The organism is Sphingobacterium sp. UBA3549, from assembly GCF_002376635.1.
Taxonomy (GTDB): domain Bacteria; phylum Bacteroidota; class Bacteroidia; order Sphingobacteriales; family Sphingobacteriaceae; genus Sphingobacterium.
The window spans coordinates 13,217-39,151 of the sequence record NZ_DFOE01000039.1 but is presented as its reverse complement, the minus strand read 5'-3'; the positions used below and the strand labels follow the sequence as shown (position 1 = coordinate 39,151).

24 protein-coding genes are annotated in these 25,935 nt (G+C 40.3%); 10 read left to right on the top strand and 14 right to left on the bottom strand.

Features of this window, described 5'->3' with window-relative positions; all coding sequences use genetic code 11:
• Positions 1-23: 23 nt before the first annotated feature.
• The 3 genes from B2W36_RS22110 to B2W36_RS22100 all read right to left on the bottom strand — a co-directional run bounded on the left by B2W36_RS22110 (position 24) and on the right by B2W36_RS22100 (position 2,561).
• The gene (locus B2W36_RS22110) at positions 24-467 is read right to left on the bottom strand and encodes a MarR family winged helix-turn-helix transcriptional regulator (protein ID WP_293883723.1); all 444 of its coding nucleotides are present in this window, start codon (positions 465-467) and stop codon (positions 24-26) included.
• A 264-nt stretch (positions 468-731) separates the two neighbouring features.
• Entirely contained in the window at positions 732-1,508 is a 777-nt protein-coding gene (locus B2W36_RS22105) for an amidohydrolase (protein WP_293883721.1), read from the bottom strand.
• Between the two features lie 84 nt (positions 1,509-1,592).
• Positions 1,593-2,561, bottom strand: a complete 969-nt coding sequence (locus B2W36_RS22100) for a polyprenyl synthetase family protein (protein ID WP_293883719.1) — start codon at positions 2,559-2,561, stop codon at positions 1,593-1,595.
• 111 nt (positions 2,562-2,672) lie between these two features.
• On the opposite strand from B2W36_RS22100, the gene B2W36_RS22095 reads away from it, so the two are divergent.
• Together B2W36_RS22095 and B2W36_RS22090 are read left to right on the top strand one after the other, a co-directional pair.
• Positions 2,673-3,842, top strand: a complete 1,170-nt coding sequence (locus B2W36_RS22095) for a glycosyltransferase family 4 protein (RefSeq protein ID WP_293883717.1) — start codon at positions 2,673-2,675, stop codon at positions 3,840-3,842.
• Complete coding sequence (locus B2W36_RS22090; RefSeq protein ID WP_209580447.1) at positions 3,839-4,168, top strand: metal-sulfur cluster assembly factor; 330 nt, start codon at positions 3,839-3,841, stop codon at positions 4,166-4,168. Before B2W36_RS22095 ends, B2W36_RS22090 begins: the two co-directional genes overlap by 4 nt.
• 2 nt (positions 4,169-4,170) lie before the next feature.
• Here B2W36_RS22090 and B2W36_RS22085 read toward each other — a convergent pair whose 3' ends face one another.
• The 3 genes from B2W36_RS22085 to B2W36_RS22075 all read right to left on the bottom strand — a co-directional run bounded on the left by B2W36_RS22085 (position 4,171) and on the right by B2W36_RS22075 (position 6,989).
• Positions 4,171-5,412, bottom strand: coding sequence for a cation:proton antiporter (locus tag B2W36_RS22085; RefSeq protein WP_293883714.1), 1,242 nt, complete (start codon positions 5,410-5,412; stop codon positions 4,171-4,173).
• Between the two features lie 3 nt (positions 5,413-5,415).
• Positions 5,416-5,895 carry a cation:proton antiporter regulatory subunit gene (locus tag B2W36_RS22080; RefSeq protein WP_046672804.1) on the bottom strand — a complete coding sequence of 160 codons (480 nt, stop codon included), beginning with the start codon at positions 5,893-5,895 and terminating at the stop codon, positions 5,416-5,418.
• A 305-nt stretch (positions 5,896-6,200) separates the two neighbouring features.
• Positions 6,201-6,989, bottom strand: coding sequence for an MBL fold metallo-hydrolase (locus tag B2W36_RS22075; protein WP_293889589.1), 789 nt, complete (start codon positions 6,987-6,989; stop codon positions 6,201-6,203).
• A 114-nt stretch (positions 6,990-7,103) separates the two neighbouring features.
• Between B2W36_RS22075 and recJ the strand changes: the two genes are divergently transcribed.
• From recJ to B2W36_RS22060, 3 genes are read left to right on the top strand one after another with little or no spacing between them, the layout of a single operon-like run.
• Positions 7,104-8,804, top strand: coding sequence for a single-stranded-DNA-specific exonuclease RecJ (gene recJ / locus B2W36_RS22070; RefSeq protein ID WP_209580435.1), 1,701 nt, complete (start codon positions 7,104-7,106; stop codon positions 8,802-8,804).
• A 58-nt stretch (positions 8,805-8,862) separates the two neighbouring features.
• Positions 8,863-9,597, top strand: coding sequence for an LPS export ABC transporter ATP-binding protein (lptB, locus tag B2W36_RS22065; RefSeq protein WP_209580433.1), 735 nt, complete (start codon positions 8,863-8,865; stop codon positions 9,595-9,597).
• Between the two features lie 22 nt (positions 9,598-9,619).
• Positions 9,620-11,134: a GH3 auxin-responsive promoter family protein gene (locus tag B2W36_RS22060; RefSeq protein WP_209580431.1), complete on the top strand. Its 1,515-nt coding sequence runs from the start codon at positions 9,620-9,622 to the stop codon at positions 11,132-11,134.
• 213 nt (positions 11,135-11,347) lie between these two features.
• On the opposite strand, the gene B2W36_RS22055 is transcribed toward B2W36_RS22060, so the two are convergent.
• Positions 11,348-11,506 (bottom strand): hypothetical protein, encoded by a 159-nt coding sequence (locus B2W36_RS22055; protein ID WP_209580429.1) that lies wholly within the window; start codon positions 11,504-11,506, stop codon positions 11,348-11,350.
• Between the two features lie 324 nt (positions 11,507-11,830).
• Between B2W36_RS22055 and B2W36_RS22050 the strand changes: the two genes are divergently transcribed.
• The gene (locus tag B2W36_RS22050) at positions 11,831-12,901 is read left to right on the top strand and encodes a branched-chain amino acid aminotransferase (protein ID WP_209580427.1); all 1,071 of its coding nucleotides are present in this window, start codon (positions 11,831-11,833) and stop codon (positions 12,899-12,901) included.
• An 81-nt stretch (positions 12,902-12,982) separates the two neighbouring features.
• On the opposite strand, the gene miaA is transcribed toward B2W36_RS22050, so the two are convergent.
• From miaA to pdxA, 4 genes are read right to left on the bottom strand one after another with little or no spacing between them, the layout of a single operon-like run.
• A complete protein-coding gene (gene miaA, locus B2W36_RS22045; RefSeq protein ID WP_293889588.1) occupies positions 12,983-13,918 on the bottom strand; it encodes a tRNA (adenosine(37)-N6)-dimethylallyltransferase MiaA in 936 nt (311 codons plus the stop codon).
• 45 nt (positions 13,919-13,963) lie between these two features.
• Positions 13,964-14,557 (bottom strand): IS1096 element passenger TnpR family protein, encoded by a 594-nt coding sequence (locus B2W36_RS22040; protein WP_209580423.1) that lies wholly within the window; start codon positions 14,555-14,557, stop codon positions 13,964-13,966.
• Between the two features lie 46 nt (positions 14,558-14,603).
• Positions 14,604-16,037 (bottom strand): CCA tRNA nucleotidyltransferase, encoded by a 1,434-nt coding sequence (locus B2W36_RS22035; protein WP_209580421.1) that lies wholly within the window; start codon positions 16,035-16,037, stop codon positions 14,604-14,606.
• Between the two features lie 54 nt (positions 16,038-16,091).
• A complete protein-coding gene (gene pdxA, locus B2W36_RS22030) occupies positions 16,092-17,147 on the bottom strand; it encodes a 4-hydroxythreonine-4-phosphate dehydrogenase PdxA (protein ID WP_209580420.1) in 1,056 nt (351 codons plus the stop codon).
• Between the two features lie 161 nt (positions 17,148-17,308).
• Between pdxA and rsmA the strand changes: the two genes are divergently transcribed.
• From rsmA to B2W36_RS22015, 3 genes are read left to right on the top strand one after another with little or no spacing between them, the layout of a single operon-like run.
• Positions 17,309-18,088: a 16S rRNA (adenine(1518)-N(6)/adenine(1519)-N(6))-dimethyltransferase RsmA gene (gene rsmA, locus B2W36_RS22025; RefSeq protein WP_293889587.1), complete on the top strand. Its 780-nt coding sequence runs from the start codon at positions 17,309-17,311 to the stop codon at positions 18,086-18,088.
• A gap of 1 nt (position 18,089) precedes the next feature.
• Entirely contained in the window at positions 18,090-19,289 is a 1,200-nt protein-coding gene (locus B2W36_RS22020) for an FAD-dependent monooxygenase (RefSeq protein WP_209580415.1), read from the top strand.
• A gap of 41 nt (positions 19,290-19,330) precedes the next feature.
• Positions 19,331-20,263 (top strand): NAD(P)-dependent oxidoreductase, encoded by a 933-nt coding sequence (locus B2W36_RS22015; protein WP_293889586.1) that lies wholly within the window; start codon positions 19,331-19,333, stop codon positions 20,261-20,263.
• A 95-nt stretch (positions 20,264-20,358) separates the two neighbouring features.
• Here the strand turns inward: B2W36_RS22015 and B2W36_RS22010 are convergent, their stop codons facing one another.
• Positions 20,359-21,237, bottom strand: a complete 879-nt coding sequence (locus B2W36_RS22010) for a hypothetical protein (protein ID WP_293889585.1) — start codon at positions 21,235-21,237, stop codon at positions 20,359-20,361.
• Between the two features lie 185 nt (positions 21,238-21,422).
• Here B2W36_RS22010 and acs point away from each other — a divergent pair, with 185 nt between their 5' ends.
• On the top strand, positions 21,423-23,339 hold the full coding sequence (acs, locus tag B2W36_RS22005) for an acetate--CoA ligase (RefSeq protein WP_293889584.1): 1,917 nt from the start codon (positions 21,423-21,425) through the stop codon (positions 23,337-23,339).
• A 165-nt stretch (positions 23,340-23,504) separates the two neighbouring features.
• On the opposite strand, the gene B2W36_RS22000 is transcribed toward acs, so the two are convergent.
• Both B2W36_RS22000 and B2W36_RS21995 read right to left on the bottom strand, forming a co-directional pair.
• Positions 23,505-24,497, bottom strand: coding sequence for an energy transducer TonB (locus tag B2W36_RS22000; RefSeq protein ID WP_293889583.1), 993 nt, complete (start codon positions 24,495-24,497; stop codon positions 23,505-23,507).
• A gap of 408 nt (positions 24,498-24,905) precedes the next feature.
• Positions 24,906-25,337: a nuclear transport factor 2 family protein gene (locus B2W36_RS21995; protein ID WP_293889582.1), complete on the bottom strand. Its 432-nt coding sequence runs from the start codon at positions 25,335-25,337 to the stop codon at positions 24,906-24,908.
• Between the last annotated feature and the right edge of the window lie 598 nt (positions 25,338-25,935).

Genomic DNA, 25,935 nt, shown 5'->3' with positions numbered 1-25,935 from the left:
TATTCAGGAGCCGAACATAAAAACTATTCTAGATTAAAGAGTACACGATGTAAAATCATATTTGAGACAGCAATCTGATCATCGTTCAACCCCTCTAAGGCCTGTTCAATTGTATTTCTAGCTTGCTTCATGCCCTCATCCTTCATCTTTCTTCCCGTTTTTGTCAAATAGATCAGATTAGAACGTCTATCGTTTTTATCATTCACGCGAATAACCAGATTGACCCGTTCCAAATTATTTATTAGCCGAGTCACGCTCGGCTTGTCTCGAAATGTACGAATAGCTAACTCTTGCTGGGTAAGCCCTTCCTCTACCCAAAGGTTATACATGATACTCCATTGTTCAGAAGTAATGCTTAAACCGGCCTCCCGGAGATTACGCTGTAACCTTCGCATAACTGCAATGGAATATTTACCCGTTAGGAAATTATAAAAATACTCTTGTGATACTAAATCTTGGTGCAACATATAATAATGGTTATGGTTGTTTACGCAACTTATTATAGCAATAAAATGCTGTCTTTCATATGATGTAAAAAAAAGCTAAACGTATTGTGGCTAATAGTTAGCCTAAATTACGCTTTAGTATAGCTTCTTCAAACAAAATTTATCAACATGTCATCAGTAGATGTTGATAAATCATCAAAATTTGATTTATGCCAGATTGAATTTAGCAAATAAAAAGTATACGACCAAAATTATTGCTTGCAATTATACCTAATTAAAAGGGAGTTAGCTGATAGTAAACGAATCAGAGTCTTTCAAGAAAGGGAATTTCTCACGAGCTTCCAGTAAATCATTCGGATTTAAGGTAAATGTATATAAGTCTTCATCTTCCGGTTTGTAATACACTACATCCCCTAAAGGAGATATACACATCGAACCGCCAGAATAATAAACATCATTACCGTCATGCCCAACGCGGTTTACACCAACAACATAGGCTTGATTTTCTATCGCACGTGCTGGAATAAGGGCTCTCCAATGCGCAGATCGCTTGTCAGGCCAGCTGGCCGTATATACTAAAATATCATATGCACCATTTTGATTTTTAGACCAAACAGGGAATCTAAGATCATAACAGATCATTGGACAAATTTTCCAGCCTTTGATATCTACTAAAATGCGTTCATTGCCCGGTTCGAAGTATTCATTTTCTTTCGATAATCCAAAGAGATGGCGTTTGTCATATTTTACATATTTGCCATCCGGAAACATCCACACAAAACGATTATAATATTTCCCACCATCTTCAATGATTAAAGAACCTGCGACAACACAATTAAGCGAACTAGCCATCTCAAATAGCCATCTTGTGGTAGGTCCGTTTGCGGGTTCGGCGCATTTCTTAACATTATTTGTGAAGCCTGTATTAAACATCTCAGGAAGAATAATAACATCCGTTTTTTCGCGCAATGCGGAAAGCCTCAACGCGAGATTATTTAGATTCTTCTCTATATTTTCCCAGAATAGGTATGCTTGAAATACGGTGATCTTTAAAGGCTCCATGAACGTAATCTAAAAATTTACTTAATTATTTTATAATAAAATAACCATTTAACGGCAAGATACAAATTTTAAAAGAATTAATACTTATTGCTGCCGCACCAAAAGGTTATTTGCTAAAACTAATAACGGTTCCTTGCGATGATTTGGTACATTTAAAGCTTCCATTTTTTCAAAAGCCCGCTGTGTATAGCTATCCTTAAGTTTATCAGCAGCTGCTTTAATTTCATATTTCCCATACAACGCAAGCATATCCTTTATTTTTGATGGAGTATCCTCAGCAGGAGCTTCCAACAAATTCTTCAAAATGGGTTTATCTTCTTGCGAAATCACGGCCATCAGCTTCACCAATAAAAACGTCTTTTTATTGATCAGAATATCACCACCAACGATCTTTCCAAAGGTTTCCGGATCGCCGTAAGCATCCAAAATATCATCTTGTAACTGGAATGCTAAACCCACATTCTCACCAAAATCGTAAATCAGTTGCTGTTGCTGTTCATCTGCTCCTGACAGAATAGCACCTAATTGCAATGCTCCACCCAATAACACGGAAGTTTTCAGGCGGATCATCTCCAAATATTCAGCCATCGATAGCGAACTCCGACTTTCATAATCCATATCCAATTGTTGGCCCTCACATACTTCCATGGCAACTTTACTTAAAATTTTCAACGTTGCAGGTAGATAAACGGGATTACATTTTGAGATTTCCTCATAGGCTTTAACCAACAATCCATCTCCAGATAATATGGCAATATTAGCATCCCATTTCTCGTGAACTGTCGTTTTACCTCTTCTTAAGGGAGCCTTATCCATTAGGTCATCGTGGATTAGCGAAAAGTTGTGAAAAAACTCCACTGCTTTGGCGGCAGGTATAATATCGGCCATGTCCCGCATACCGAATAATTCGGCCGCCATCAAGGTCAGTACAGGTCGAACCCGCTTTCCGCCCAAAGTCAAAATATACCGTATTGGATCATATAAATTGGATGGTGTCTCAGGAAATTTACTTGTCTCTATCGCCTCCATCACGAGTTGTTGTAAATGTTGCATATATCTTTACGATCGAATCTTGCGAATATAGCAATAATCGGATAGAAATGGCAATTTTGTCCCTTTAAAGGAAGTCGCCCCAAAATTGTACATTTGTACAAGTATTTTATTATGCGCATACTGATTATCCATACATTTTACCAAGATCCTGGTGGTGAAGACACTGTGTTTCAGCAGGAAGCTTCCCTCCTTGCTCAGGATCATGAAGTCCTCACGGTCACTTTCCAGAATAAAAAGGGATGGAGGGGAGCCCTACAGACAGTGGGATCCTTTTGGAATATTTTCGCTGCGCAACGTGTCAAGGAAAAAATAAATACCTTTAAACCAGATATCGTTCACATACATAATACACATTATGCAGCTGGTCCAGTTATCGTGCGTACCATCGCCAAACTCGGAATCCCACAGGTCATGACGCTCCATAACTTCCGGCTGTTATGCCCATCGGCCACGCTGTATCACCACAATCACCTTTTTTTGGACTCAATCCATGAGAACTTCCCTTGGACTGCTGTGCGACAAAAAGCATTCAATAACTCTACGGTAAAAACATTTATCCTAGCTTTGAATTATTGGGTTCACCGTAAAATTGGGACTTGGAAAAAAGTAAATCGCTACATCAATTTAAGCTCCTTTGCAAAAGAAATATTTGTTAAATCTACGCTGAACCTTTCACCTCACTTATTCGTTGTTAAACCAAACTTTGTCTTCCCTACTACAATAGTGCCCAACGTTACCCCTCCCTACTTCATCTACGTCGGTCGTCTTTCAGAAGAAAAGGGCATATTAAATCTGATAGATGCTTTTATCGGGACAGATTTTAAACTACAGATCATTGGCGGGGGACCGCTCGAAGCGGTAGTAAACCGACGCATCAAGGGTCAACCTAATATTTCCTACCTTGGCTTTAAAAAGAGGGATGAAATCTTGCCCTTGGTAGCAAATGCACAAGCATTGCTCGTTCCTTCCATTTGTTTCGAGGGCATGCCAATTACAATTCTTGAAGCTTACTCTGTAGGCACAGCCGTACTCTGCTCCAATATTGGGCCGCTTCCCGAATTGATTGCTCCCGGCAAAACAGGGCTGACCTTCGATCCTCACAATAAAAATGACATCATCCGCTCTTTGACCGCATGGAGTACAAAAATGAAAGATGAAAAAGATGAGATAAGAAAGACCTGCAGTACTTACTATTTTAGTAATTTTACACCTGAAATAAATAAAAGAAAATTATTGGCGATCTATCAGGACGCTATTCACGATAAAAAACGGAATAAATGAGTATCATCGTATTAGATAAACTAGGTTTAGCGCCGCAGATACAGACTGTACTGGAATCGATTTATGATCCTGAACTCAAACCTGCAAATATTGTAGATTTGGGACTTGTATATGAAATCATTACGAAGGAAGAAGGTATTGCAAAGATTGTGATGACACTCACTGCTCCAGGCTGTCCGGTGGCAGGCGAAATCATGAATGAAGTTCAGGAAAAAGTTGCTGCCATCGAAGGCATCAAAGAAGCATTGGTAGAATTGACATTTGATCCGCCTTGGACCAAAGACATGATGTCGGAAGAAGCAAAACTAGAATTAGGATTTTTGTAACTCTAAAGCTTCTGATTATTTTCCAGATCGCTCAGCTTCTTTAAGGGCTTAGCACTATTGGGATCCGCTCCAAAAAGTGTTTTCCACAGCTTTCGCGACTCTTTAGTTAATAGGGGCGATACAATTGAAAGAATAAGGACATAAACAACCACGAAGGATTGGATCACTGGTAATAAAGCCCCCGCTTTACCAATATTTGCCATGATAATAGAAAACTCGCCCCGCGCAGATAAGGTAAAGCCGATATCAAAAGAAGTTTTAGGCTTCATGCCCGAAAATTTAGCCGCAAAATATCCCGAAGCAAGATTACCCATCATGGTTACCAACGCTGCGATCGAAGCCCAAAAAACGGCACCTCCTAACGACATAATATCAATGGATAATCCGAAACTAAAGAAAAACATGGCCCCAAAAAAATCTTTATAGGGCAGTACCATGGATTCAATTTTTTTAATGTATTGAGAATCTGCAAGCACCAATCCAGCCATCAATGCACCAATAGCCTCTGCAACGTGTATCGTTTCGGAAAATCCCGCTACAATAAAAAGCAGCGCAAAGATGATCAATATAAATAATTCAGAGGTTTTCTCCTTCAATAAACGATCAATTGCAGGCACCAGTTTTCTGCCTAAAATCAAAAATGCCAATATAAAACCCAAGGCCAGTAAAGAAGTTCCAGCCACCGTCCAAAAAGAGCTGCTCCCCGTAAGAATCAGGCCTGAAAGAAAGGAGATATGCATCGCTATAAACAAATCATCGAACATAATCATGCCCATGATGACCTCTGTCTCGGGGTTGGCAGTACGTTTGAGATCAGTCAGAACTTTTGCAACAATAGCTGTCGAGGAACTAGTCATAATACCGCACAGCACCATCATTTCCTTAAATGGCATGTCCATCAACCAACCGATCAATAGTCCTGAAGTAAAGTTCAATAAAACATAAATGGTTCCCCCTGTCACAATGGCTTTACCAGACTTAATAAGCCGATTGACTGAAAACTCAAGACCAAGATAGAACAGTAGGAATAAAACCCCCAAACGGCCCATGAAATCGATAAAGGGCTTGCTTTCTGTAAATGTTAAATCCACCATGCCGACCTGTGGGGCGTGCTGTCCCAAAACCATTCCTATAATGATGAAAAAAGGAATAACAGAAAACTTAAGCTTATTGGCAATTAGGCCAACAATGGCAACAAGTCCTACAGCGATTCCAATTTCCAGAATTAAGGTATGTGATAGCATAAATTACAGTAAAATTTCCTTTAAAAGTTTAATATTATTCTTTTTCCCCGCGATAACCAGTGTCGTACCTGGGCTAATCAAATAAGATGGTCCTGGATTAATAACCGTATCATCATCCCGTATACCAGCAATAATCGATGCACCAGTGCGCTGACGAACTTCCAACTCCCCGATTGTCTTTCCTGCACCTTCATTTTTGCCCTCTACTTTATACCATTCAATGCGCAAATCGTCCAGAGCAACTTCAATCGTCTCCAAAGCCTTCGGCTTGTAAGATAATCCACCGATGATTCCCGCAATCTGACGGGACTCATCGTCATTAAGTGTCATCACGCAACGTGACTCATGCTCCTCGTCATCATAACGATAAAGTTCCCGTCTGCCATCGTCATGGATAACAACAACCATGTTATCTCCCGCATCGGTTTCAATTTGAAATTTTTTACCAATTCCAATCAGATCGGACTCTCTTACAATAGACATAATCTTCTTTTTAAAATATATACCAATAATAAAAAAACCTTCATAATTTTTTATAAACGAACTTTATGAAAGCAAACTGAAGATGCTTTCCAGCCAATAAAACAAAGACTTACAGAAAAAACAGCATCCTTACTTAGCTACTAAAACACAAATCTACCCAAAAAATAAATCTTAAACGAATCGTTCAATATCTAACAGGATGTCTTCACAAGGCGCAAATTACCCTAAAGTAGCAAAAAAGAACACAGGAAACAAACATTCTTACCTATGGCACGGTATCCATGAACCCAATAGACCCGCCTTTTTTATTCCCGCAAGGCAGCATCAATCAGCCTATAAGTACCATCTTCCCGGAGCTGACTGTGCCCGATCGTGATATTTTTTGAATGGTAAAATAAAAAGACCCAGCCTGCCGGGGCACCCTCTGCCCAGTACGCCTGACGTAACGCTTTAGAGCGCCGGCCGTCAAAATCATATTTTGCCACATAGTTATGGAAAATCTCTTCGGGCTCAGGCAATACATCTCCGCCAAAGAAATAATGCTGGTCATCCGTTTGAATATGAAATGCCTGGTGATGTGCGGTATGTCCACCATTAAGCGCATAGCTGATTTCATCATTTATTTTCCCCTCACCTTCCACCAGTACCAAATTTCCGCTGCGTTGAATCACATCAAAAATCTCGGTCCGGTATGAACTGGAAATTCCCGAGTAGGCATCTTCCCATTCACCTCGTTGCACAATGTATTCGGCCTCCGGAAATGCAATCCGACCTGTTCCACTTTCAAATGTCACCATGCCACCGGCATGATCTTTATGCAAATGGGACATCAATACATATTTTACATCATCAGGCCGGTATCCTAATTTATGTAAGTTATCATACAGCTGTAACCGCCCATTTTTATCCGTATAACCAAGCCCAGTATCACAGAGTACGAGTCCGGCATCGGTTTGGATCAAGAAAGGATGAACATCGATAAACATAGCGCCCGGACGGTCCTGAGGGTCATCTAGTGACGGATCAAAGGGAACAAATTTTCTGCTTTTATCTACCGAAAAAGAACCTTCGTATAAAGAATAAGCCTGTACCATATTTAAAACATTGGGAATATGCACGTTAAGCAACGGCGAATCAATACCCGGTTTAGGAATTAGGTAAGTCCAGCCTTAAAACGTATATTTACACTTAAAATATTGTGCAAAGATATGCAAAAAAGATGGGTACTAAAATCTAAAACTGATGTCAAAATAACCAATAAACTGCGCGAGGAATTAAACATAAACCCTGTATTGGCAGAGTTGCTCGCGAGCAGAGGGATTGAGACTTTTGACGAATCTAAACAGTTTTTTAGACCTCAATTATCGGATTTGCACGATCCATTTTTGATGCGTGACATGGAAAAAGCCATTACACGTATTATTCAGGCTATTGGTAATAAAGAAAAAATTCTGATCTATGGTGACTATGACGTGGATGGTACAACCGCTGTAGCCGTTGTTTATAGTTTTTTCAGGGAATTCCATAGCCAGCTGGAGTTTTACATTCCAGACCGCTATGCCGAAGGCTATGGCATCTCGACGCAAGGAATCGACTACGCCGCAGCAAACGGTTTCAGCTTAATTATCGCATTAGACTGCGGTATCAAGGCAATCGATAAAATAGACTACGCAAACAGCAAGGGGATTGATTTCATTATCGGAGACCATCACCTTCCGGGGGAAGAGCTTCCTAAAGCTTATGCTGTATTAGATCCCAAGCGTATAGACTGTGAATATCCCTATAAAGAACTTTCAGGTTGTGGAATCGGCTTTAAGATTATTCAGGCTTTTATATTGACAAACGGCATGGATATCAATGCCTGCTATCAGTTTTTGGATCTCGTCGCTGTAAGTATCGCTTCGGACATTGTTCCTATTACCGGTGAAAACAGGATACTCAGCCACTTTGGCCTCATTAAACTGAATACGAATCCCTGTGTTGGATTGAAGGCGCTGATTGACTTATCCAATAACCGAACGAAGATTTTTACCGTTAATGACATCGTGTTCCAGATTGGCCCCCGAATAAATGCCGCGGGCAGAATAGATCATGCCAAGGACGCCGTCAAACTTTTGATTTCCAAATCACTGCAAGAAGCAAAAGACTTCAGTTCGAGCATTGATGATCAAAACAATGTGCGGAAAGACTTCGATCTCAGAATCACAGAAGAAGCGTTGGCTCTCATTGAAGATAACGCTCTACTTAAAAGCCGCAAATCCACCGTACTGTATAAAGCCGACTGGCACAAAGGCGTCATTGGGATTGTCGCTTCCCGTCTGACCGAAAAATATTACCGACCGACAATTATATTGACCGAAACAAATGGTCATATCGCCGGTTCCTGCCGTTCGGTATTGGGTTTTGATTTATATGAAGCGTTAAGCGAATGCGCCGATCTATTGGAACAATTTGGCGGACATAAATATGCTGCCGGACTAACCATGTCCTTAGATAATGTCACCCTCTTCCAAGATCGTTTTGAAGAAGTGGTATCACGACGTATCAGTCCAGAAATGCTGACGCAAGAAATTTTGATAGATGCCAAGTTAGCACTGAAAGATATCGACGCTAAGTTTTTCCGTATTCTCCAGCAATTTGAACCATTCGGTCCCCAAAATGAATCCCCTATTTTCCTCAGTAAAAAGGTAAATGCAGTAGGACAAGCCTTTATAGTAGGTACCAATCATCTTAAGATGACCATTGTGCAGGAAGACTCTCCGGCATTTGACTGCATTGGTTTTGGATTGGCAGAACATATCACGCATATCAATTCTGGACAAAGTTTCGATATCTGCTACAGCATCGAAGAGAATGTGTGGCGCAACAAAAAGAACTTACAGCTAAACATCAAAGGGATTAAGTATTAGTATTGCAAGAGTAAGAAGATATTAAATATATTTACACAACAATAGATATTCCACGAAGATGATTTTAAAGGCAGAACATCTTATCAAAAAGTATAAACAGCGCACCGTTGTCAACGATGTTTCTTTCTTTGTAGAGCAGGGAGAGATCGTCGGGTTATTGGGCCCGAACGGAGCTGGAAAAACGACCTCTTTCTATATGATCGTTGGTCTTATTAAGCCCAATGAAGGTAAAGTATTTCTCGACGATCAGGAAATTACGCAAGATGCGATGTACCAACGCGCTCAACGTGGGATAGGTTATCTCGCTCAGGAAGCATCGGTCTTCCGGAAGCTTTCTGTGGAAAACAACATCCTGGCTGTATTAGAAATACACTATCCGAATAAAGAAGAACGTTTGGCAAAACTGGAAGAACTACTCACAGAATTCAGCCTACACCGTGTCCGTAAAAACAGAGGTGATTTGTTATCTGGTGGCGAACGTCGACGTACCGAAATTGCGCGGGCATTAGCTGCAAATCCATCCTTTATTCTTTTGGATGAACCTTTTGCAGGGGTCGACCCAATCGCCGTGGAAGAAATTCAGACGATTGTGGCCAAACTCAAAACCCGTAATATCGGCATCTTAATTACCGATCACAACGTGCAGGAAACATTATCAATCACCGATAGGGCCTATCTGCTAACCGAAGGAAAGATTATGCTGACGGGTACACCTGAGGAGATTGCGGATAATGAGCTTGCCCGTAAATTTTATCTCGGTCGACATTTTGAGTTAAGAAGGAAAAAATTTTAAAAATTAAAGACAAACCTCCCCTATGGCCTTATTAAATTCCATTTTTACTTGGTTCATGAAAAAAAGAATTCACCAGATTGAACTTTTCATGAAATATCCGCATGATGTTCAAGAAGAATGGTTTCAAAGTTTAATTGCCACTGCGGAAGCAACAGAATGGGGAAAAAAATACGATTACACAAGTATATTAACGCCTGAAATTTTCAAAGAACGTGTCCCTATACAGGACTACGACGATATTAAGGGTTATGTTGATCGTATGATTAAAGGTGAGCAAAATATTCTGTGGCCATCGGATATCAAATGGTTTGCGAAGTCTTCGGGCACTACCTCAGATCGAAGCAAATTTATTCCAGTCAGTGAAGAAGCACTCGAAGAATGCCACTTCCAGGGGGGGAAGGATATGTTGACAATCTATTGCCATAATAGGCCCGAAAACCGTGTATTTACAGGGAAATCGGTGGTTATCGGTGGTTCTTCACAAATAAACAATTTTAGTCCAGATTCCTATTATGGTGATCTTTCGTCGATTCTCATTCGGAATCTGCCTTTTTGGGCCGAATTTAAACGGACACCAAATATGGAAGTAACTTTAAACCCAAACTTTGAAGAAAAAATTGAGCAAATTGCTCAAATCACGCTTAAAGAAAACGTAACGAGCCTGGCAGGTGTACCCACTTGGAATATCGTTATGGCCAAACGTATACTTGAAATTACAGGTAAAGACAACTTACTGGAGATATGGCCAAATCTCGAATTTTATGGACACGGGGGCGTGAGCTTCAAACCTTACCGTGAACAATTCCAAAAATTGATCCCGTCAGACAACATGTATTATTTGGAGAATTATAATGCTTCAGAAGGCTATTTTGGTTTACAGGACCAATCTGATTCGGAAGATCTCCTACTCATGTTGGATTATGGTATTTATTACGAGTTTTTACCTACAGAGCGAATGCAGGAAGAAAATCCGTCAACGCTACGCTTGGATCAGGTTGAACTAGGTAAAAATTATGCATTGATCATCTCGACCAACGCAGGTCTTTGGCGTTATAAAATCGGGGATACCATAAAATTTACATCATTATCCCCTTATCGTTTTCAGATCTCCGGACGCACCAAACAATACATTAATACTTTTGGGGAAGAAGTTATCGTAGACAATGCCGAACAGGCACTGGCCGAAGCGAGCAAACTGACTCAAGCTCGAATAAAAGATTATACGGCAGGACCGGTATATTTTAAAGATGCCCAAGCTGGCGCACATGAATGGGTGATCGAATTTGAACAACAACCCAATGATTTTAAGCGTTTCTGTGAAATATTAGACGCGAAGCTCCGTGAAATCAATTCGGATTATGACGCCAAGCGTTTTAAAGATATGGCTCTCCGCCAGCCCATCGTTCATAATGCACCCGAAGATACATTTTACAAATGGATGAAATCACGCGGTAAGCTCGGGGGGCAAAATAAGGTTCCTAGATTGAGTAATAATCGCGAATATATCGACCCGCTCTTAAAACTACTCGCTAGCTAAATGATACATTAAGTATGATTACTTCATGATACAACATGAAACATGATGAAGCATACGGCCGAAATAATAGCCTAGCCTCCGGCTGGAGATTAGCCAAAATTTCCTGGACTTTTTATTTTGGCTAATCTCATGGTATCCAATCGTTGTTGAAAAAACTACTGCGAGTTCATTTGATGTGATAAGCCCAAAAGCTTACACAATTGTGGAGGTTTGTTAGGGTTTAATTGCTGTTTTATATAAAAACACAAAAAAACCGAGGATAAAATTCATCGAAATACCTTTCTTCTGAACTTCAACGTCACGCGGTAACAATGTGTGTACATCGCCAGATGTTACTTCATTACCTTTGTCAAGACTGTGAGTCAATTCCATACTTAGTTTATTTTATGATAAGTGATTTTATAGCGTTACTGCAAACCACAAAGCCCATCAAAATGGTTGCATCCTTTACAGCCAAACTTTATGCCATACTATTGAAACCCGACATTAATTAATAAAAAATTAACACTATTAATTATGAATACTTATGCGCATTAAAAAATGCATCGAAATTCTTCCATTTCAAAAAAAAGTGTAGTAAAATGGGGAACAACTGTCCGAAATAAAAGGCATATCCATACCTGCAAATTATCCAGCTATACGTGCGACTTATATTTCATTTTTTTCCTAACTTAGCCTATGTAATTAAAAAATAAGATGAACGCGACAGAGAACTATTCAATTCGCGTAGAGCCAACTCAAAATTCAAGACTCTCGCAAGTAGATTTCGACAATCTAAAATTCGGAAAGATTTTATCCGACCACATGCTGGTCGCAAACTATGATGACGGTGAATGGAAAGATGTCAGCATCGTTCCTTATGGAGATATCAGTATTAGCCCTTCAATGTCCGCTTTACATTATGGTCAAGCGATCTTCGAAGGAATCAAAGCTTATAAATTTGCCGATGGAACAGTAAGCATTTTCCGTCCGGACAGGAACTGGGAAAGATTCAACAAATCTGCAGCTCGTTTACAAATGCCCGAGGTACCTGAAGAGATTTTTATGGATGGCTTAAGCAAGCTATTGGACATCGACCGCAATTGGATTCCAGCAAAAGAAGGCTCATCCTTGTATATACGCCCTTTTATGTTCGCAACAGAAGCAGCATTAGGTGTGCACCCTTCTAAATCATACAAATTTATTGTTATCACAGGTCCAGTTGGCGCATATTACAGCAAAGCAATTAGTTTAAAAGTAGAAACTTACTACACACGCGCTGCTGAAGGTGGTGTCGGTTTTTCTAAGAATGCCGGTAACTATGCGCTATCACTTTATCCAACACAATTGGCAAATGATGAAGGTTATGACCAAATTATGTGGACTGATGCTTCCGAGCACAAATACATTGAAGAAGCCGGTACAGCGAATCTTATTTTCCGCATTGGAGATACGATCATCACTCCACATGGCGACACAATCCTACATGGTGTTACGCGTCGGACAATCATGGAATTGGCAGAAAAATGGGGCTATAAAACTGAGCAGAGAAAGGTATCTGTACAAGAACTAATTGATGGTATAAAAGCAGGTATCGTGACAGAAGCTTTCGCAGCGGGCACTGCAGCCACCATTACAGATATCAGCCGTATCGGTTTTGAAGGACAGGATTATAATTTGCCGCCAGTCGAAGGCCGCGAATTTTCAAATCGTGTTTTGAATTACCTTAATGATTTACGCTACGGCAAAGTAGAAGATCCGTATGGATGGAACTACCTAGTAAAATAGTCCTCCAGGAAAAATAAAAAAGCCTTGGTTATGAATAACCAAGGCTTTTTTATTTCCTATTCATATAACTTTTACAAAACCCTACCTCACCGCATCCCTATGGATGTGCCCAGCCAGTTCCTTTTGGATAAATTCAATAATAGCTGCAGTCTCATGGGCTAGAAACCAATGTGTACGACCATATTTCTTAAACCAGGTGATCTGTCTTTTGGCGTAACGCCTAGAATTTTGCTTGATTTTCGCTATTGCTTCCTCCAAAGACTGCTTACCATCAAGATAATCAAACAATTCCGCATAACCTACTGTAAGCAGAGCAGGTTTCGTCTTGAAAGGAAGTAAAGCTTTCACTTCATCCAGTAAGCCTTTGGTCATCATCAGATCTACACGTGAATTGATCCTTTCGTACAACTTCGCCCGGTCCATATTCAGCCCTATCGTAAGGACATCAAAAGGCCTTCTCTCAACATCTTTCTTGTGGTAGAAAGACATCGGTTTACCGGTTGCCTCAAAAACTTCAAGAGCCCGCACGACACGTTGCGGATTATCCATATCGGCCGTTTCAAAATATATCGGGTCGATAGTCTTCAATCGATCTTTTAAGACTTCCAGTCCTAAAACTGCAAGTTCATGATTAAGCCTCTCGCGGACATCATCCCCTGCCTTAGGCAAATCGTCCAATCCTTCGCAAAGCGCCCGCACAAATAAGCCAGAGCCGCCTACCATAATCACGACGTCATGTAATTGAAATAGTTCTTCTAACTTCAGCAACGCCTCACGCTCAAAATCTCCTGCAGAATAATCCTGTGTAATCGTATGCGAATCAATAAAATAGTGGGGAGCAGCAGCTAATTCCTCTGGATCTGGCTTTGCAGTACCAATGGACATCTCTCGGTAAAACTGACGAGAATCTGCAGAAATTATTGCTGTTTTAAAATATTGTGCCAATGAAATAGCCATTGCAGTCTTACCAACAGCTGTTGGCCCCACAATGGCTATCAATGTTTTTCTATTTGCCATATTTTAACACTTTAAAAGCTGAAACAACCTCTAAAGTCTTCTTAATTAATATTCGTCTTCGTAGCCAGTGGATTCTTCACGCTCTTCACCTTCTTCCCCCTCTTCCTCGTCGTCACCATCACTATCGAAGCCATCCAATTCATCTTCATCATCCACACCATATTGCGTATCATCTTCCTCTACAAATTCATCCTCTTCAACAGCATCTGCTACCGGGAAATTAGCCGCAGTCATCGTCTTAGGAACCTGTCCAATAGATTTAAATAAAGCAGGATAAACCTTTCCGTCCTCTTCTTTCAAAATCTTGATCAATTCAACCTGAAAGTCATAAGGGCGATCAAAATTGTAAACGTAGTAAAATTTCTGATGTGGGTCATCAATAAACTTGCTTAAACGGATATTCTCCATCAACAATACCTCAGCATCTTTTTTACGTTGAGTAGGCTTGAATGCAATTTCAGTTCCCTTTTTCCATTGATCATTGCTTACATAAAAAGAGGAAGATGCATCTGCATTATATCCTGTCGATTTATGGATTTCCTCATGTAGGTCTATAAATGTACTTTTAGAAGGCATGTCAATCTCACGGTACACATCTTCATAATCTTCAAAAGTAACTCTAAATCTATAAATTGCCATCTCTACTATTTTCTTCTTTTAACCTTTTTAAAAATAATACTATATTTTAAGAATTGGAAATTTCCAATGGGATTTCTTGTTTGATTGTCAAGTTCATTTCCACTGCTTTTTGAACCAGAAATTGATAGGCTTCTATTCGGGAGTTTGGAATCTCGCCCTCCAGAATAGCTTCACGAATCAAATTTTTAAGCTGTCCAACGGTACGTCCTGGTGCCAAGCCGAATAAGAGCATAATATCCTCCCCACTGATTGGTGGCTGCCAATTTCGCACCTTGTCCCGCTCTTCGACATCCTTCAGTTTTTGTTTGACAAGTTCAAAATTCTGTCGATATTTTTTCTTTTTAAACTCATTCTTTGTTGTCACATCCGCATGGCACAGCATCATCAGTGCTTCAATGTCGTCACCAGCCTCAAATAACAAACGGCGTACGGCCGAATCTGTTACAATATCTTGTGCCAATACAATCGGCCGAAGATGCAATTGTACCAGCTTCTGAACAAATTTCATTTTCTCGTGGAGCGGAAGCTTCAATTCAGCAAATAGCTTGGGAACCATCCGGGCACCACGATCTTCATGGCCATGAAAAGTCCAGCCGAGCTTTTTATCGAAACGTTTCGTTGCTGGTTTAGCAATATCATGCATAATCGCCGCCCAACGTAACCAGAGATCATCTGATAATTCGCATACATTATCAAGGACTTCCAACGTATGATAGAAATTATCTTTATGCCCCTTGCCATCAATAATATCCACACCATGTAGATTATACATCGCCGGAAATATCAATTCCAATAGACCGGTATCAAACAAGTATTTGAATCCTACCGAAGGTTTTGGGGAAAGAATAATCTTATTGATTTCATCAATAATCCGCTCTTTGGAAATAATTTGTATCCGCTCTTTGGTATCGGTAATTGCAGTAATTGCTTCGATAGCAATTTTAAAATTCAACTGCGTGGCGAATCGAATGGCGCGCATCATACGCAATGGGTCGTCCGAAAACGTTTCTATCGGATCCAAGGGGGTTCTAATGATCCGCTGTTCAAGATCTTGTACACCTCCGAACGGATCGACTAAAGTACCATAGTCAGCTTTATTCAGTGAAAAGGCCATTGCATTGATCGTAAAATCACGTCTATTTTGATCATCGGATAGGGAGCCATCTTCTACGATAGGCTTGCGCGAATTCGCGCGGTAGGATTCCCTTCGTGCACCCACAAATTCCACATTGAGGCCCTCATACACAAGCATTGCTGTGCCGAAATTCTTATATACGGCAACTTTAGTATGTAGCTTTTCACCCAGTGAAGTCGCAAATTCAATTCCACTCCCGACAACAACAATATCCACATCATTCTTAAAAGGACGCTTCATGATATAGTCGCGGACATACCCACCAATGACATAACATTCGGTATGTGTTGTCTCGGCGAGTTCCTTAATGATGGTAAAGATTGGATGTTGTAAATTATCGTACATAGTCAAAACAGCAGGTAAAAAACCAAACAGTTTGCAAAAGTAACAATTTTTTCCCTAATCCCTATCTTTGGATAATTTACGGAAAGCAAGTGGATTTTTAAGCAATTCAGCTTGTTCACGGCGACGCTTTACAATATGCAATGCGGAAAAAATAGCTTCTACAAAAGAACTTTCGGAAGCTAGATTTTTTCCGGCAATATCATATCCTGTACCATGATCTGGCGAGGTTCTTACAATAGGTAGACCAGCGGTATAATTTACACCGGCACCTTTAGCGATATGTTTAAAAGGAATCAACCCTTGGTCATGGTACATCGCCAATACCGCATCAAATTTCTCATATGCCCCTTTCGCGAAAAATCCATCGGCCGGATAAGGACCAAAACAGAAGATCCCCAGTTCGTTGGCCTTTTCTACGGTAGGCCTGATGATCTGATCATCTTCGGTACCAATAATGCCATGATCTCCCGCATGTGGATTGAGCCCTAAAACAGCTATTTTAGGCTTTTCTACCCAAAAATCTTTCTTCAGCGAATCATTCATCAGCGCAAGTTTTTTAAGAATGGCCTCTTCGGTAATTTGAGCAGCAACCTCATGTAAAGGAATATGACCGGTCACCACGCCGATACGCAGTTCATCACATACCATAAACATCAATACATCATCGGCTCCAACTTTGGCTTGCAAGTATTCGGTATGCCCTGGAAATTGAAATCCTTCCTGCTGGATGTTGTGCTTATTAATTGGAGCCGTCACCAAAGCATCGATTTTACCCGCTTTTAGATCTTCAACGGCTTTCTCTAATGACAAGAAAGCATATTTACCGCCAATTTCGTTTTCTTCACCCAGCGAAATCTTGACGTCTTCCTGCCAGCAATTGATCATATTTGCTCTTTTGGAATGCGCCTGCTCAGCATCATTAATAACATTAAAGCTAAAATCATTTACGCCGATCGCTTTACGATGAAAAGAAGCAACCTTTGTGTTTCCATAAACCACTGGTGTAAAGAAGTCACACAAACGTTGATCCACCAAAGATTTAATGATTACTTCAAGTCCAATGCCGTTAATATCGCCTACGGTAATTCCGATTTTTAATTTATCGCTCATTCTGTTTAAATGCTTTGATTCAAAAATAGGGATTTTTTTTTAGTATTAGGTATTGTCCTTTATCCTTGTTCTTTGCCCGTTGCTCTTTTTTAACGCTTAGCTTTTCACTGCTGACTTCTAATTTCTGACTTTTAATTTTTAATTTTCATTACTTTTGCAACATGAGTACAGTAAGAGCAAAAAAACATTTAGGACAGCATTTCTTAAACGATAAAAATGCTGCACAAAAGATTGTGGAAGCATTGGATCCTAAAATGGGTTTTAGCCAAGTGCTTGAAGTCGGTCCAGGGATGGGGGTACTTTCGGATTTTCTGTTGCAGAAAGAGGAATACGAAACCTATTTAATCGATGTGGATGATGAATCCATCGCTTATTTGGATGACAAATATCCCCAATTGGGCAAAAGGTTAATTCATGGGGATTTCCTAAACCTTGATTTTTCACAATACTTCGGCGAGAAAATGGCCGTTATTGGCAATTTTCCCTACAACATATCTTCTCAAATTCTCTTTAAAATTTTGGATGAACGTCAACGTGTCGTTCAGATGACAGGTATGTTCCAAAAAGAAGTGGCTGAACGCTGTACGGCTAAAGCGGGCAGTAAGGAATATGGCATATTAAGTGTCTTTTTACAGGCTTACTATAAGGTAGAATACCTATTTACCGTCAAGGCGGGAGCATTTAATCCGCCTCCAAAGGTATTGTCAGGCGTTATTCGCATGACCCGCAATGAACGGGATCAATTGGCCTGCGATGAGAAACTGTTTTGGCGCGTTGTGAAAGCAGGTTTCAACCAACGTCGTAAAACCCTCCGGAATTCACTCTCAGGCGTTGTTCCCAAAGATAAAATGTCCGATAATCCACTCTACGAACTACGAGCAGAACGACTGACGGTAGATGATTTTGTGGGCTTAACAAATGAAATAGCAAATAGTCTTTAATATGCGGGCGGCAGACAGCACATTTATTATCGTTGGTGGAGGTATCGCGGGATTATGTGCTGCAATCGGGCTTGCAAAGCTGGGCATTGAAGCACAGGTATATGAAAGTGCTGCTGAGCTTAAAGGCATAGGTGCTGGATTTGGCCTTGCAGCCAATGCCATGCAGGCTTTAGCGTATTTGGGATTGAAAGATGAAATCGTTCCGATAGGACATTATCTTGCATCCTACCATGTCTTGGATCAAAAGGGAAATATATTGGTTGAACCAGATACCAGATCAATCAGCCGAAAATATCAACAGGACAACTTCGCTATCCATCGGGCAGACCTGCATCAATTTCTATTATCCAAAATCCCAACCACACAGATCCACCTGGGCAAACGCGCTGTTTCCTTCGAACGAGAGGGTGAAGAGATTCGAGTTTATTTCGCCGATGGAAGCCATACAAACGGACATGCCCTTTTAATTGCTGATGGTGTACACTCCCCCCTACGGCAGCAACTTATACCCGGTTCGGCACCACGTTATTCGGGTTACACCTGCTGGCGGGCCACCATTGACAATAGCAGCATACAACTCAACAAAGGGACGGAAACCTGGGGTGCGAAAGGACGTTTTGGAATGACCCCACTTGTCAATAACCGAATTTATTGGTACGCTTGCATTAATTCATCTGCACAAAATCCAGTTTTAAAAAATTGGAAAACAAGGGAGCTGCTCGACAACTTCAGCGACTATCATCCCCCTATTCCAACGATCCTGTCTGAGACTAGCGATAGTCAATTGATTGCAAATGATATTATCGACATCGCACCGCTTGAGCAGCTTGCATTTGACAATATACTGTTGCTTGGTGATGCAGGACATGCCACGACCCCAAACTTGGGGCAGGGAGCTTGTCAGGCTATTGAAGATGTCGCTGTACTGATGGACGAGCTACAAACAGCAGCTTCGGTTACCTTAGCCTTCCAACAATTCGAAAAAAGGCGATTGGATCGGGTTAATTATATTTGCAATACATCCTGGAGGATAGGCAAAATTGCACAATGGGAAAATCCATTTTTGATAGGAATGCGAAATTTTTGCATGAGAATCATGCCGAACCGCATGAAGCAACAGCAGCTAAACAAATTACTGTCTGTGGATTTTATGCAGATTAACCGTAATCATGCCCCTGGGCACAAAATCAACACGAAATAGAAGCACTATTTATTTATCGTTCCCACATAAAAAATAATTGGATGAAAACTACTATTCTGATCGTCGACGACATTCATGAGATCATGCTTGAGAAATTTGAGCAGGCAGGTATCCATTACGATTATCAGCCTGCTATCAGCCGAGCAGAAGCCGAGCAAATTATTTCTAACTATTCAGGCCTGGTCATCCGTTCCAAATTTCAGGTCGATAAAGCATTTTTTGACCTAGCGCCCAACCTCCGCTTTATCGCCCGCGCAGGGGCCGGTATGGACAATATTGACGATGTCATTGCTGCGCAAAGGGCTGTGCAGTTAATTCCAGCCAATGAAGGCAATCGGGATGCTGTAGGTGAGCATATGATCGGAATGTTGCTTAGTCTGATGAACAATCTGAATCGTGGCGACCAACAAATACGATCTGGCCAGTGGTTGCGTGAAGCCAATCGTGGATACGAACTTAAGGGGCGTACTGTAGGGTTGATCGGCTATGGGCACAATGGTATGGCCATGGCAAAAAAACTATCGGGCTTTGATGTACAGGTGCTTGCTTATGATAAATATCGAATCGACTATACCGATCAATATGCAACAGAAGCAGACATGGAAAAAATCTACAAAGAAGCTGATGTACTCAGTTTTCATATTCCCTTAACAGACGAAACATGTGCAATGATTGATGAAGGCTATCTGGCTCGATTTGAAAAACCTATTTTCTTTTTACTGGGGGCACGAGGTGGTATAGTACAGATACCCGCAGTGCTAAAGGGGCTTGATTCGGGTGCCATTCTCGGAGCGGCTTTTGACGTGTTGCCGGTCGAAAAGTTCCCAACACTAGCAGAACAAGTCTGGTATGCAGATCTTATCCGCAGGGATAATGTAATCTTATCTCCCCATGTTGCCGGATGGACATTTGAAAGTTATTATAAATTATCAGAAATCACCGCCGATAAGATCATTGCATTTCTGACGTCTTGAGTTTTACACGGCTCATTGGTCACAATCTTTCGTGCAGCAGGCAGCTTCAATACATGAAGTCCGAGTAATCTATTTTTGCTGCCCCTGATAAAAACTCATGCTGCTGGACTAAAGATGACTAGTAGAACAACAATCAAAAACTGTAATACCAAACTACCGTCGAGTAGATAAGCATAGTGATAATGGTCTTTTGTTTTAAAAACTGCCAGTTTTAGCAAAGCAAATATGAGCAGGTTTGTCAAAATCAATCCAATTTTTATAGGTACAGTATAAGGTACTGTCAAGATCAGAACACAATGCAGGCCCAGCAGCAAATAGGTTAAATTCTTTGCTTTTTGTTCGCCCAACATATTGGGTAAAGTTCGTAAGTGATAATAAGAATCTTGTTGAATATCCCGAATATCAAATGGTAATGTACAGATTAACAAAAATATGAACTTCAATCCACAAAGCGCAATAAAGACCCAACGATCTATGGAGACACCTACATTGACCAGTTCCACATAAGGAAGCACCACGCTGCTGCAGACCCACACTAAGGCAATATGAAAAATTTTGGCACCAGGAATCTGTCGAAGTCCCACTTTACGATCATGGAACTTAAATAGTGGCATCCCGTATAATAGGCTTAGGATTCCAATAAATCCCAAAAAAAGGAAAGAGTAAATGTGTATAAACCACAAGCAATACCCCAGCACAAGCAACGCTATACCATTATTTAACCACATGACCCATTCATGATTAAAGATCCAGCGTGTCCGGGGAAATTTTGATTCTTTTGGATTCTTGGGCTTGGACCACCATAGGCTAAAATTATACAGTAATAGTGTCGCTGTTCCCTCCACCAGCACAATATACCAATTGATGGATCGTTCAAAAATAATGTAAGTCAGTGCACATTGTGCCATGGCTGCCATAGCGATCAGAAGATTCGTATAAATTGTAATATAGAATAGCTTTCTCAGAAAAGACATCTTGGTAAATCTTGATGCAAGATAACAATCTTGATAGACAAAAGTAGTTTAACATTATATTAAACATCATTTTTTTGATAAAATGGGCAAAAACCGCTAAATTGTACACCGAAATCGAAATACCAAAAACAATTTCGCAACGATAACAATATAAATTAAAATAATTCATAATAATCCTAATAACGATGAGCCTACAAATAAAATCATTTGAAGAATATCAAAGTGAATATAAGCGAAGTGTAGAACAACCTGAGGAGTTTTGGGCGAGCATTGCAGATCATTTTTTCTGGAAGAGAAAATGGAATAAGGTGCTAAATTGGAACTTTGAAGAACCCAATGTCAAATGGTTTGAGGGTGCCAAACTAAATATTACAGAAAATTGTCTTGATCGCCATATATATGCAAATGGAGATAAACCGGCCATCATCTGGGAACCTAATGATCCGAATGAAGCACACCGCATTCTTTCCTATAAGCAATTATTGCAAAAGGTGGAGCAATTTGCCAACGTACTTAAAAATAATAACATCAAAAAAGGAGACCGTGTCTGTATTTACTTACCAATGGTTCCCGAATTGGTCATTGCTGTATTGGCTTGCGCCCGTATTGGTGCTATACATTCTGTAGTATTTGGAGGTTTTTCAGCGCGTTCTATTGCTGATCGTATCGAAGATGCCGAATGCAAACTGATTGTCACATCAGATGGCAGTTACCGCGGAAATAAAACCATTGGACTTAAAAATATTGTAGATGACGCGTTGATGCAGTGTGATACGGTGGAGAAAGTTATTGTGTTAACGCGTACACGCACCCCTGTATCAATGATCAAAGGCCGTGATGTATGGTGGGAAGATGAGATCAAGAAAGTAGAAACACAAGGAAATCCAGCGTGTCCAGCAGAAGAAATGGATGCTGAAGACACCCTGTTTATTCTCTATACATCAGGATCTACAGGAAAGCCTAAGGGAGTGGTGCATACGTGTGGTGGTTATATGGTATACACCGGTTATACCTTCATGAACACTTTCCAATATCAACCAAACGACGTATTTTTCTGCACAGCAGATATTGGCTGGATTACTGGACACAGTTACATCGTTTACGGCCCCCTATCACAAGGCGCTACCTCATTGATGTTTGAAGGTATACCAACCTTCCCGGATGCGAGCCGCTATTGGGATATTGTGGATAAGTATAACGTTAATATTATCTATACCTCACCGACTGCTCTACGTTCATTAATGGCTTTTGGTGATGAATTTGTAGACAAAAACAACCTTTCTTCGTTGCGTGTTTTAGGATCTGTGGGAGAGCCAATCAACGAAGAAGCCTGGAACTGGTTTAATGAGAAAGTCGGTAAGAACAATTGTCCTATTGTTGATACGTATTGGCAAACAGAGAACGGTGGCCATTTGATCACTTCATTGGCGGGCGTGACACCAGAGAAAGCAAGTTATGCGATGTTCCCAATGCCAGGTATTCAGCCTGCTTTGATGGACGAGAATGGAAAAGAAATCGAGGGCAATGATGTCACAGGAAACCTGTGTATCAAATTCCCTTGGCCGGGTATGTTACGTACGACGTGGGGAGATCACGACCGCTGTCGTCAAACCTATTTCTCGACCTATAAGGATATGTATTTTACGGGCGACGGATGTTTCCGTAGTCCGGAGGGCTATTACAAAATCACAGGTCGTGTAGATGATGTACTCAACGTTTCGGGTCACCGTATTGGCACAGCTGAAGTTGAAAATGCTATCAACATGCACGCTGACGTTGTAGAATCTGCAATCGTAGGCTATCCGCACGCTGTAAAAGGGCAAGGTATCTATGCTTATGTGATTGCCAATCACCACACAGATGCCGAAGCGACCAGACGCGATATCATGGAAACCGTTTCTCGTATTATCGGTCCGATTGCAAAACCAGACATTATCCAATTTGTCGATGATCTACCAAAAACTCGCTCAGGAAAAATCATGCGTCGAATTTTACGTAAGATAGCCGAAGGCGATACCAGCAATTTAGGAGATACTTCTACCCTACAGGATCCGAATGTAGTAGAAGGAATTATCAGCGGGGCATCAGCCTTGAAAAAATAGTATAACGTATACGATACAACTAGAAATGGCTGTCCGATTTTTTTGGACAGCCATTTTTAGTTTGATTTATCTATATAACTGCTGTTACATATATATCTTCATAATGCGATTTCAGCTCTTTGAGATCACTTTTGCACATCCGCTAATTATACGATCTAAATAGGCCTAATTTGATAAGTGCAATTGTATGGGAAGCGTATACTTCACATTAACGGCCTCTCCACGCTGTATGCCGGGCTTCCATTTTCCTGCTCTTTTTATCACGCGAATTCCTTCCTCTCCTGTTCCGAAACCTAGGTCATTCTCTACAACTAAATCCTTTACGTTACCATCTTTGCCGACCACAAACGCTATCCTTACAACGCCAGACACCCCATTACTAATAGCGCCCCTTGGGAAGACATAATTGCTCGCGATGAAGCCCATCAGTCTCGAAATTCCACCAGGGTAATCGGGAGGACTCATAAAGTTGGAAGAATCATATTTGAAAACTTCACCCGAACCTTTTGTTTTAATGCCTGAAATTAATTGATTATTTGTGTAAGTTTCAACAAAACTATCCTTTCCCGACTTTCCTTTCCACTCACCCTCACGCAAATTATTTTTCATTTTCCCCTCTTCATATCCCCCGCTATAACTTAAACGGATAAAACCCGTTCCATTTTCCAGTGTTTTATTATTGAGTGAATCATAATATACGACATAAATAGGATCTCCTATTTTCAGTTTTCCCTTTTTAGCTGAACTAGTCGGATAAAAAACAATTTTTTCCAATTTATTACCTGGATAAAAGTAAAAAGCAGAATCTACAAGCGCGCTGTCGTCGCTATAGTCCTCGATACTTCTTATCGTTCCCTGTTCATACAATTCATATTTTCGCCCGCGAAATTTAAACGGGTAAAGAGGACTCGTACTGATCCCACTGAGTTTAATGGAGTCGTTGCGCGTATAAAATTCTTCGACACGGTAAACTTTATCCTTCCCAGATGCATCGATATTAACTATCCGCGTGTAATAGGCCGAATCCAAATGCTTTGTTTCGGTATCATTTCTCTTGTGATAGGTGGTAAAAGAAACCTGAGCATAAAGGTTTGATAAACAAAAATTGAATAATAAAAAACAGACGAATGACGCCCAAAAATTTAAATAACCTTTCATAAATACTTGCTTGTATAACGGTAATAATAATAAATATGCAAGATAATTAAAAAATTAATTGGTTAAAAAACGTTTATGTTTATTACGTATTCGACAAAAACAGCAATTTTAGTTTTCCACAACATGTTAATAACGTTGTTGAAAACCCAATTTACACGTAGAAAGAACAACATAATCTTATAACTAAACGCCATCCTCATAGAAGCAGTAGAGCAATTGTGCTCCCAAAAAGAAATACTACTTTCTTTTACATAGTATAAAATCAACGATAGGAGCTCAACAGAATGGGTATACTACCTTTAATGGCTTAGAAATAATTTTGGCACTTTTTAAGTGCTTAATACAACAAAAAAAGCCACATCATCCCGACGTGGCCAAAATAAACATATGAATTTAATTAAACAGTTTCTATTTATACGAGTTTACGGAGCTTGCAACTTTCCAGGTACCTGATTCATTGACCAATGTCACTACATCTGTTTTGATGAAATTGTCAAACTTCATGGTGATACGTGCTACCATATAGTTTTCAGATTCCTCCAGAACTTCAGTATGCGTCCTGCAGTTCAATTTTTCGCCTTTTTGTTTTTTCAGGAACGAAATAACTTCCGAACGGCTGTTGGTACGAACTGATTTCCCTTGAATTTTCTGATTAAATTCCTGAGCGAACAACTTTTCTACGCCCTGAGAAGCGCCTTCCGTCATTACGGACACATAACTATCGATGGCCAGATCAGCTGTGGAAAGGTTCAATGCTTTTCCAGGATCGGTAGCTGCCATTGCGAAAGTTGATATTGTAATCAATGCTGCTGCTGCGAATGTCTTTACTAAAGTTTTCATAATATTGTACTTTATCGTGTTAGTTTTTTGTTTCTTTTCTTATAGTCGCAAGGATCTTGATTATGTTGCATCATTTCCTTTAAGATTCTGATTCAAAAGTAAGACAACGCAGCGTTCTATTTTATTACATTTCGATAAACAAAATAAAAAAGTCGGTAAATGGTCGTAAAGGAGCGGTGAATGCATACCGGCTAGGATTGAAAAAATTGAAGATATATGAGTGTAAATCCCGCTAGCATTGGGCTGCCCGCAAAATTGATGCATCCAATACTGATTTATTTCCTTGAATTGGGATCTTGCCTATAAAAGATATCAATCTCCCATTCATCATTGCTTACTTCTTCAAATTCTCTTTCTTTAAAATTTAAAGAAAAGGTATGATTGTATGCTTGGAACCACAGTGGATGAGTTTGCGATTTTCGATGCGAACGCTGAAAGCGTTTTCCACATCGTTATTAACATTATGTGGAAAACTGAAGTTTTACTTAATCTTCACTTATTGATGTATCGACACCCCCTATTCGCTTTATATATTCTCAAGACTGTGAAACTAAATTATAAAATAAAGTATAGATCAACGATATACCCATGGATAATG

Bases quoted from the DNA above. Each gene is read 5' to 3' on its own strand.
- B2W36_RS22010 (WP_293889585.1), bottom strand. From the start codon at position 21,237: ATGTCTTTTCTGAGAAAGCTATTCTATATTACAATTTATACGAATCTT.
- B2W36_RS22075 (WP_293889589.1), bottom strand. From the start codon at position 6,989: ATGGTACAGGCTTATTCTTTATACGAAGGTTCTTTTTCGGTAGATAAA.
- B2W36_RS22095 (WP_293883717.1), top strand. From the start codon at position 2,673: ATGCGCATACTGATTATCCATACATTTTACCAAGATCCTGGTGGTGAA.
- B2W36_RS21995 (WP_293889582.1), bottom strand. From the start codon at position 25,337: ATGAAAACTTTAGTAAAGACATTCGCAGCAGCAGCATTGATTACAATA.
- B2W36_RS22020 (WP_209580415.1), top strand. From the start codon at position 18,090: ATGCGGGCGGCAGACAGCACATTTATTATCGTTGGTGGAGGTATCGCG.
- pdxA (WP_209580420.1), bottom strand. From the start codon at position 17,147: ATGAGCGATAAATTAAAAATCGGAATTACCGTAGGCGATATTAACGGC.
- recJ (WP_209580435.1), top strand. From the start codon at position 7,104: ATGCAAAAAAGATGGGTACTAAAATCTAAAACTGATGTCAAAATAACC.
- B2W36_RS22035 (WP_209580421.1), bottom strand. From the start codon at position 16,037: ATGTACGATAATTTACAACATCCAATCTTTACCATCATTAAGGAACTC.
- B2W36_RS22100 (WP_293883719.1), bottom strand. From the start codon at position 2,561: ATGCAACATTTACAACAACTCGTGATGGAGGCGATAGAGACAAGTAAA.
- miaA (WP_293889588.1), bottom strand. From the start codon at position 13,918: ATGGCAAATAGAAAAACATTGATAGCCATTGTGGGGCCAACAGCTGTT.
- B2W36_RS22080 (WP_046672804.1), bottom strand. From the start codon at position 5,895: ATGTCTATTGTAAGAGAGTCCGATCTGATTGGAATTGGTAAAAAATTT.
- B2W36_RS22040 (WP_209580423.1), bottom strand. From the start codon at position 14,557: ATGGCAATTTATAGATTTAGAGTTACTTTTGAAGATTATGAAGATGTG.
- B2W36_RS22105 (WP_293883721.1), bottom strand. From the start codon at position 1,508: ATGGAGCCTTTAAAGATCACCGTATTTCAAGCATACCTATTCTGGGAA.
- B2W36_RS22090 (WP_209580447.1), top strand. From the start codon at position 3,839: ATGAGTATCATCGTATTAGATAAACTAGGTTTAGCGCCGCAGATACAG.
- B2W36_RS22000 (WP_293889583.1), bottom strand. From the start codon at position 24,497: ATGAAAGGTTATTTAAATTTTTGGGCGTCATTCGTCTGTTTTTTATTA.
- B2W36_RS22085 (WP_293883714.1), bottom strand. From the start codon at position 5,412: ATGCTATCACATACCTTAATTCTGGAAATTGGAATCGCTGTAGGACTT.
- B2W36_RS22055 (WP_209580429.1), bottom strand. From the start codon at position 11,506: ATGGAATTGACTCACAGTCTTGACAAAGGTAATGAAGTAACATCTGGC.
- acs (WP_293889584.1), top strand. From the start codon at position 21,423: ATGAGCCTACAAATAAAATCATTTGAAGAATATCAAAGTGAATATAAG.
- rsmA (WP_293889587.1), top strand. From the start codon at position 17,309: ATGAGTACAGTAAGAGCAAAAAAACATTTAGGACAGCATTTCTTAAAC.
- B2W36_RS22050 (WP_209580427.1), top strand. From the start codon at position 11,831: ATGAACGCGACAGAGAACTATTCAATTCGCGTAGAGCCAACTCAAAAT.
- B2W36_RS22060 (WP_209580431.1), top strand. From the start codon at position 9,620: ATGGCCTTATTAAATTCCATTTTTACTTGGTTCATGAAAAAAAGAATT.
- B2W36_RS22110 (WP_293883723.1), bottom strand. From the start codon at position 467: ATGTTGCACCAAGATTTAGTATCACAAGAGTATTTTTATAATTTCCTA.
- B2W36_RS22015 (WP_293889586.1), top strand. From the start codon at position 19,331: ATGAAAACTACTATTCTGATCGTCGACGACATTCATGAGATCATGCTT.
- lptB (WP_209580433.1), top strand. From the start codon at position 8,863: ATGATTTTAAAGGCAGAACATCTTATCAAAAAGTATAAACAGCGCACC.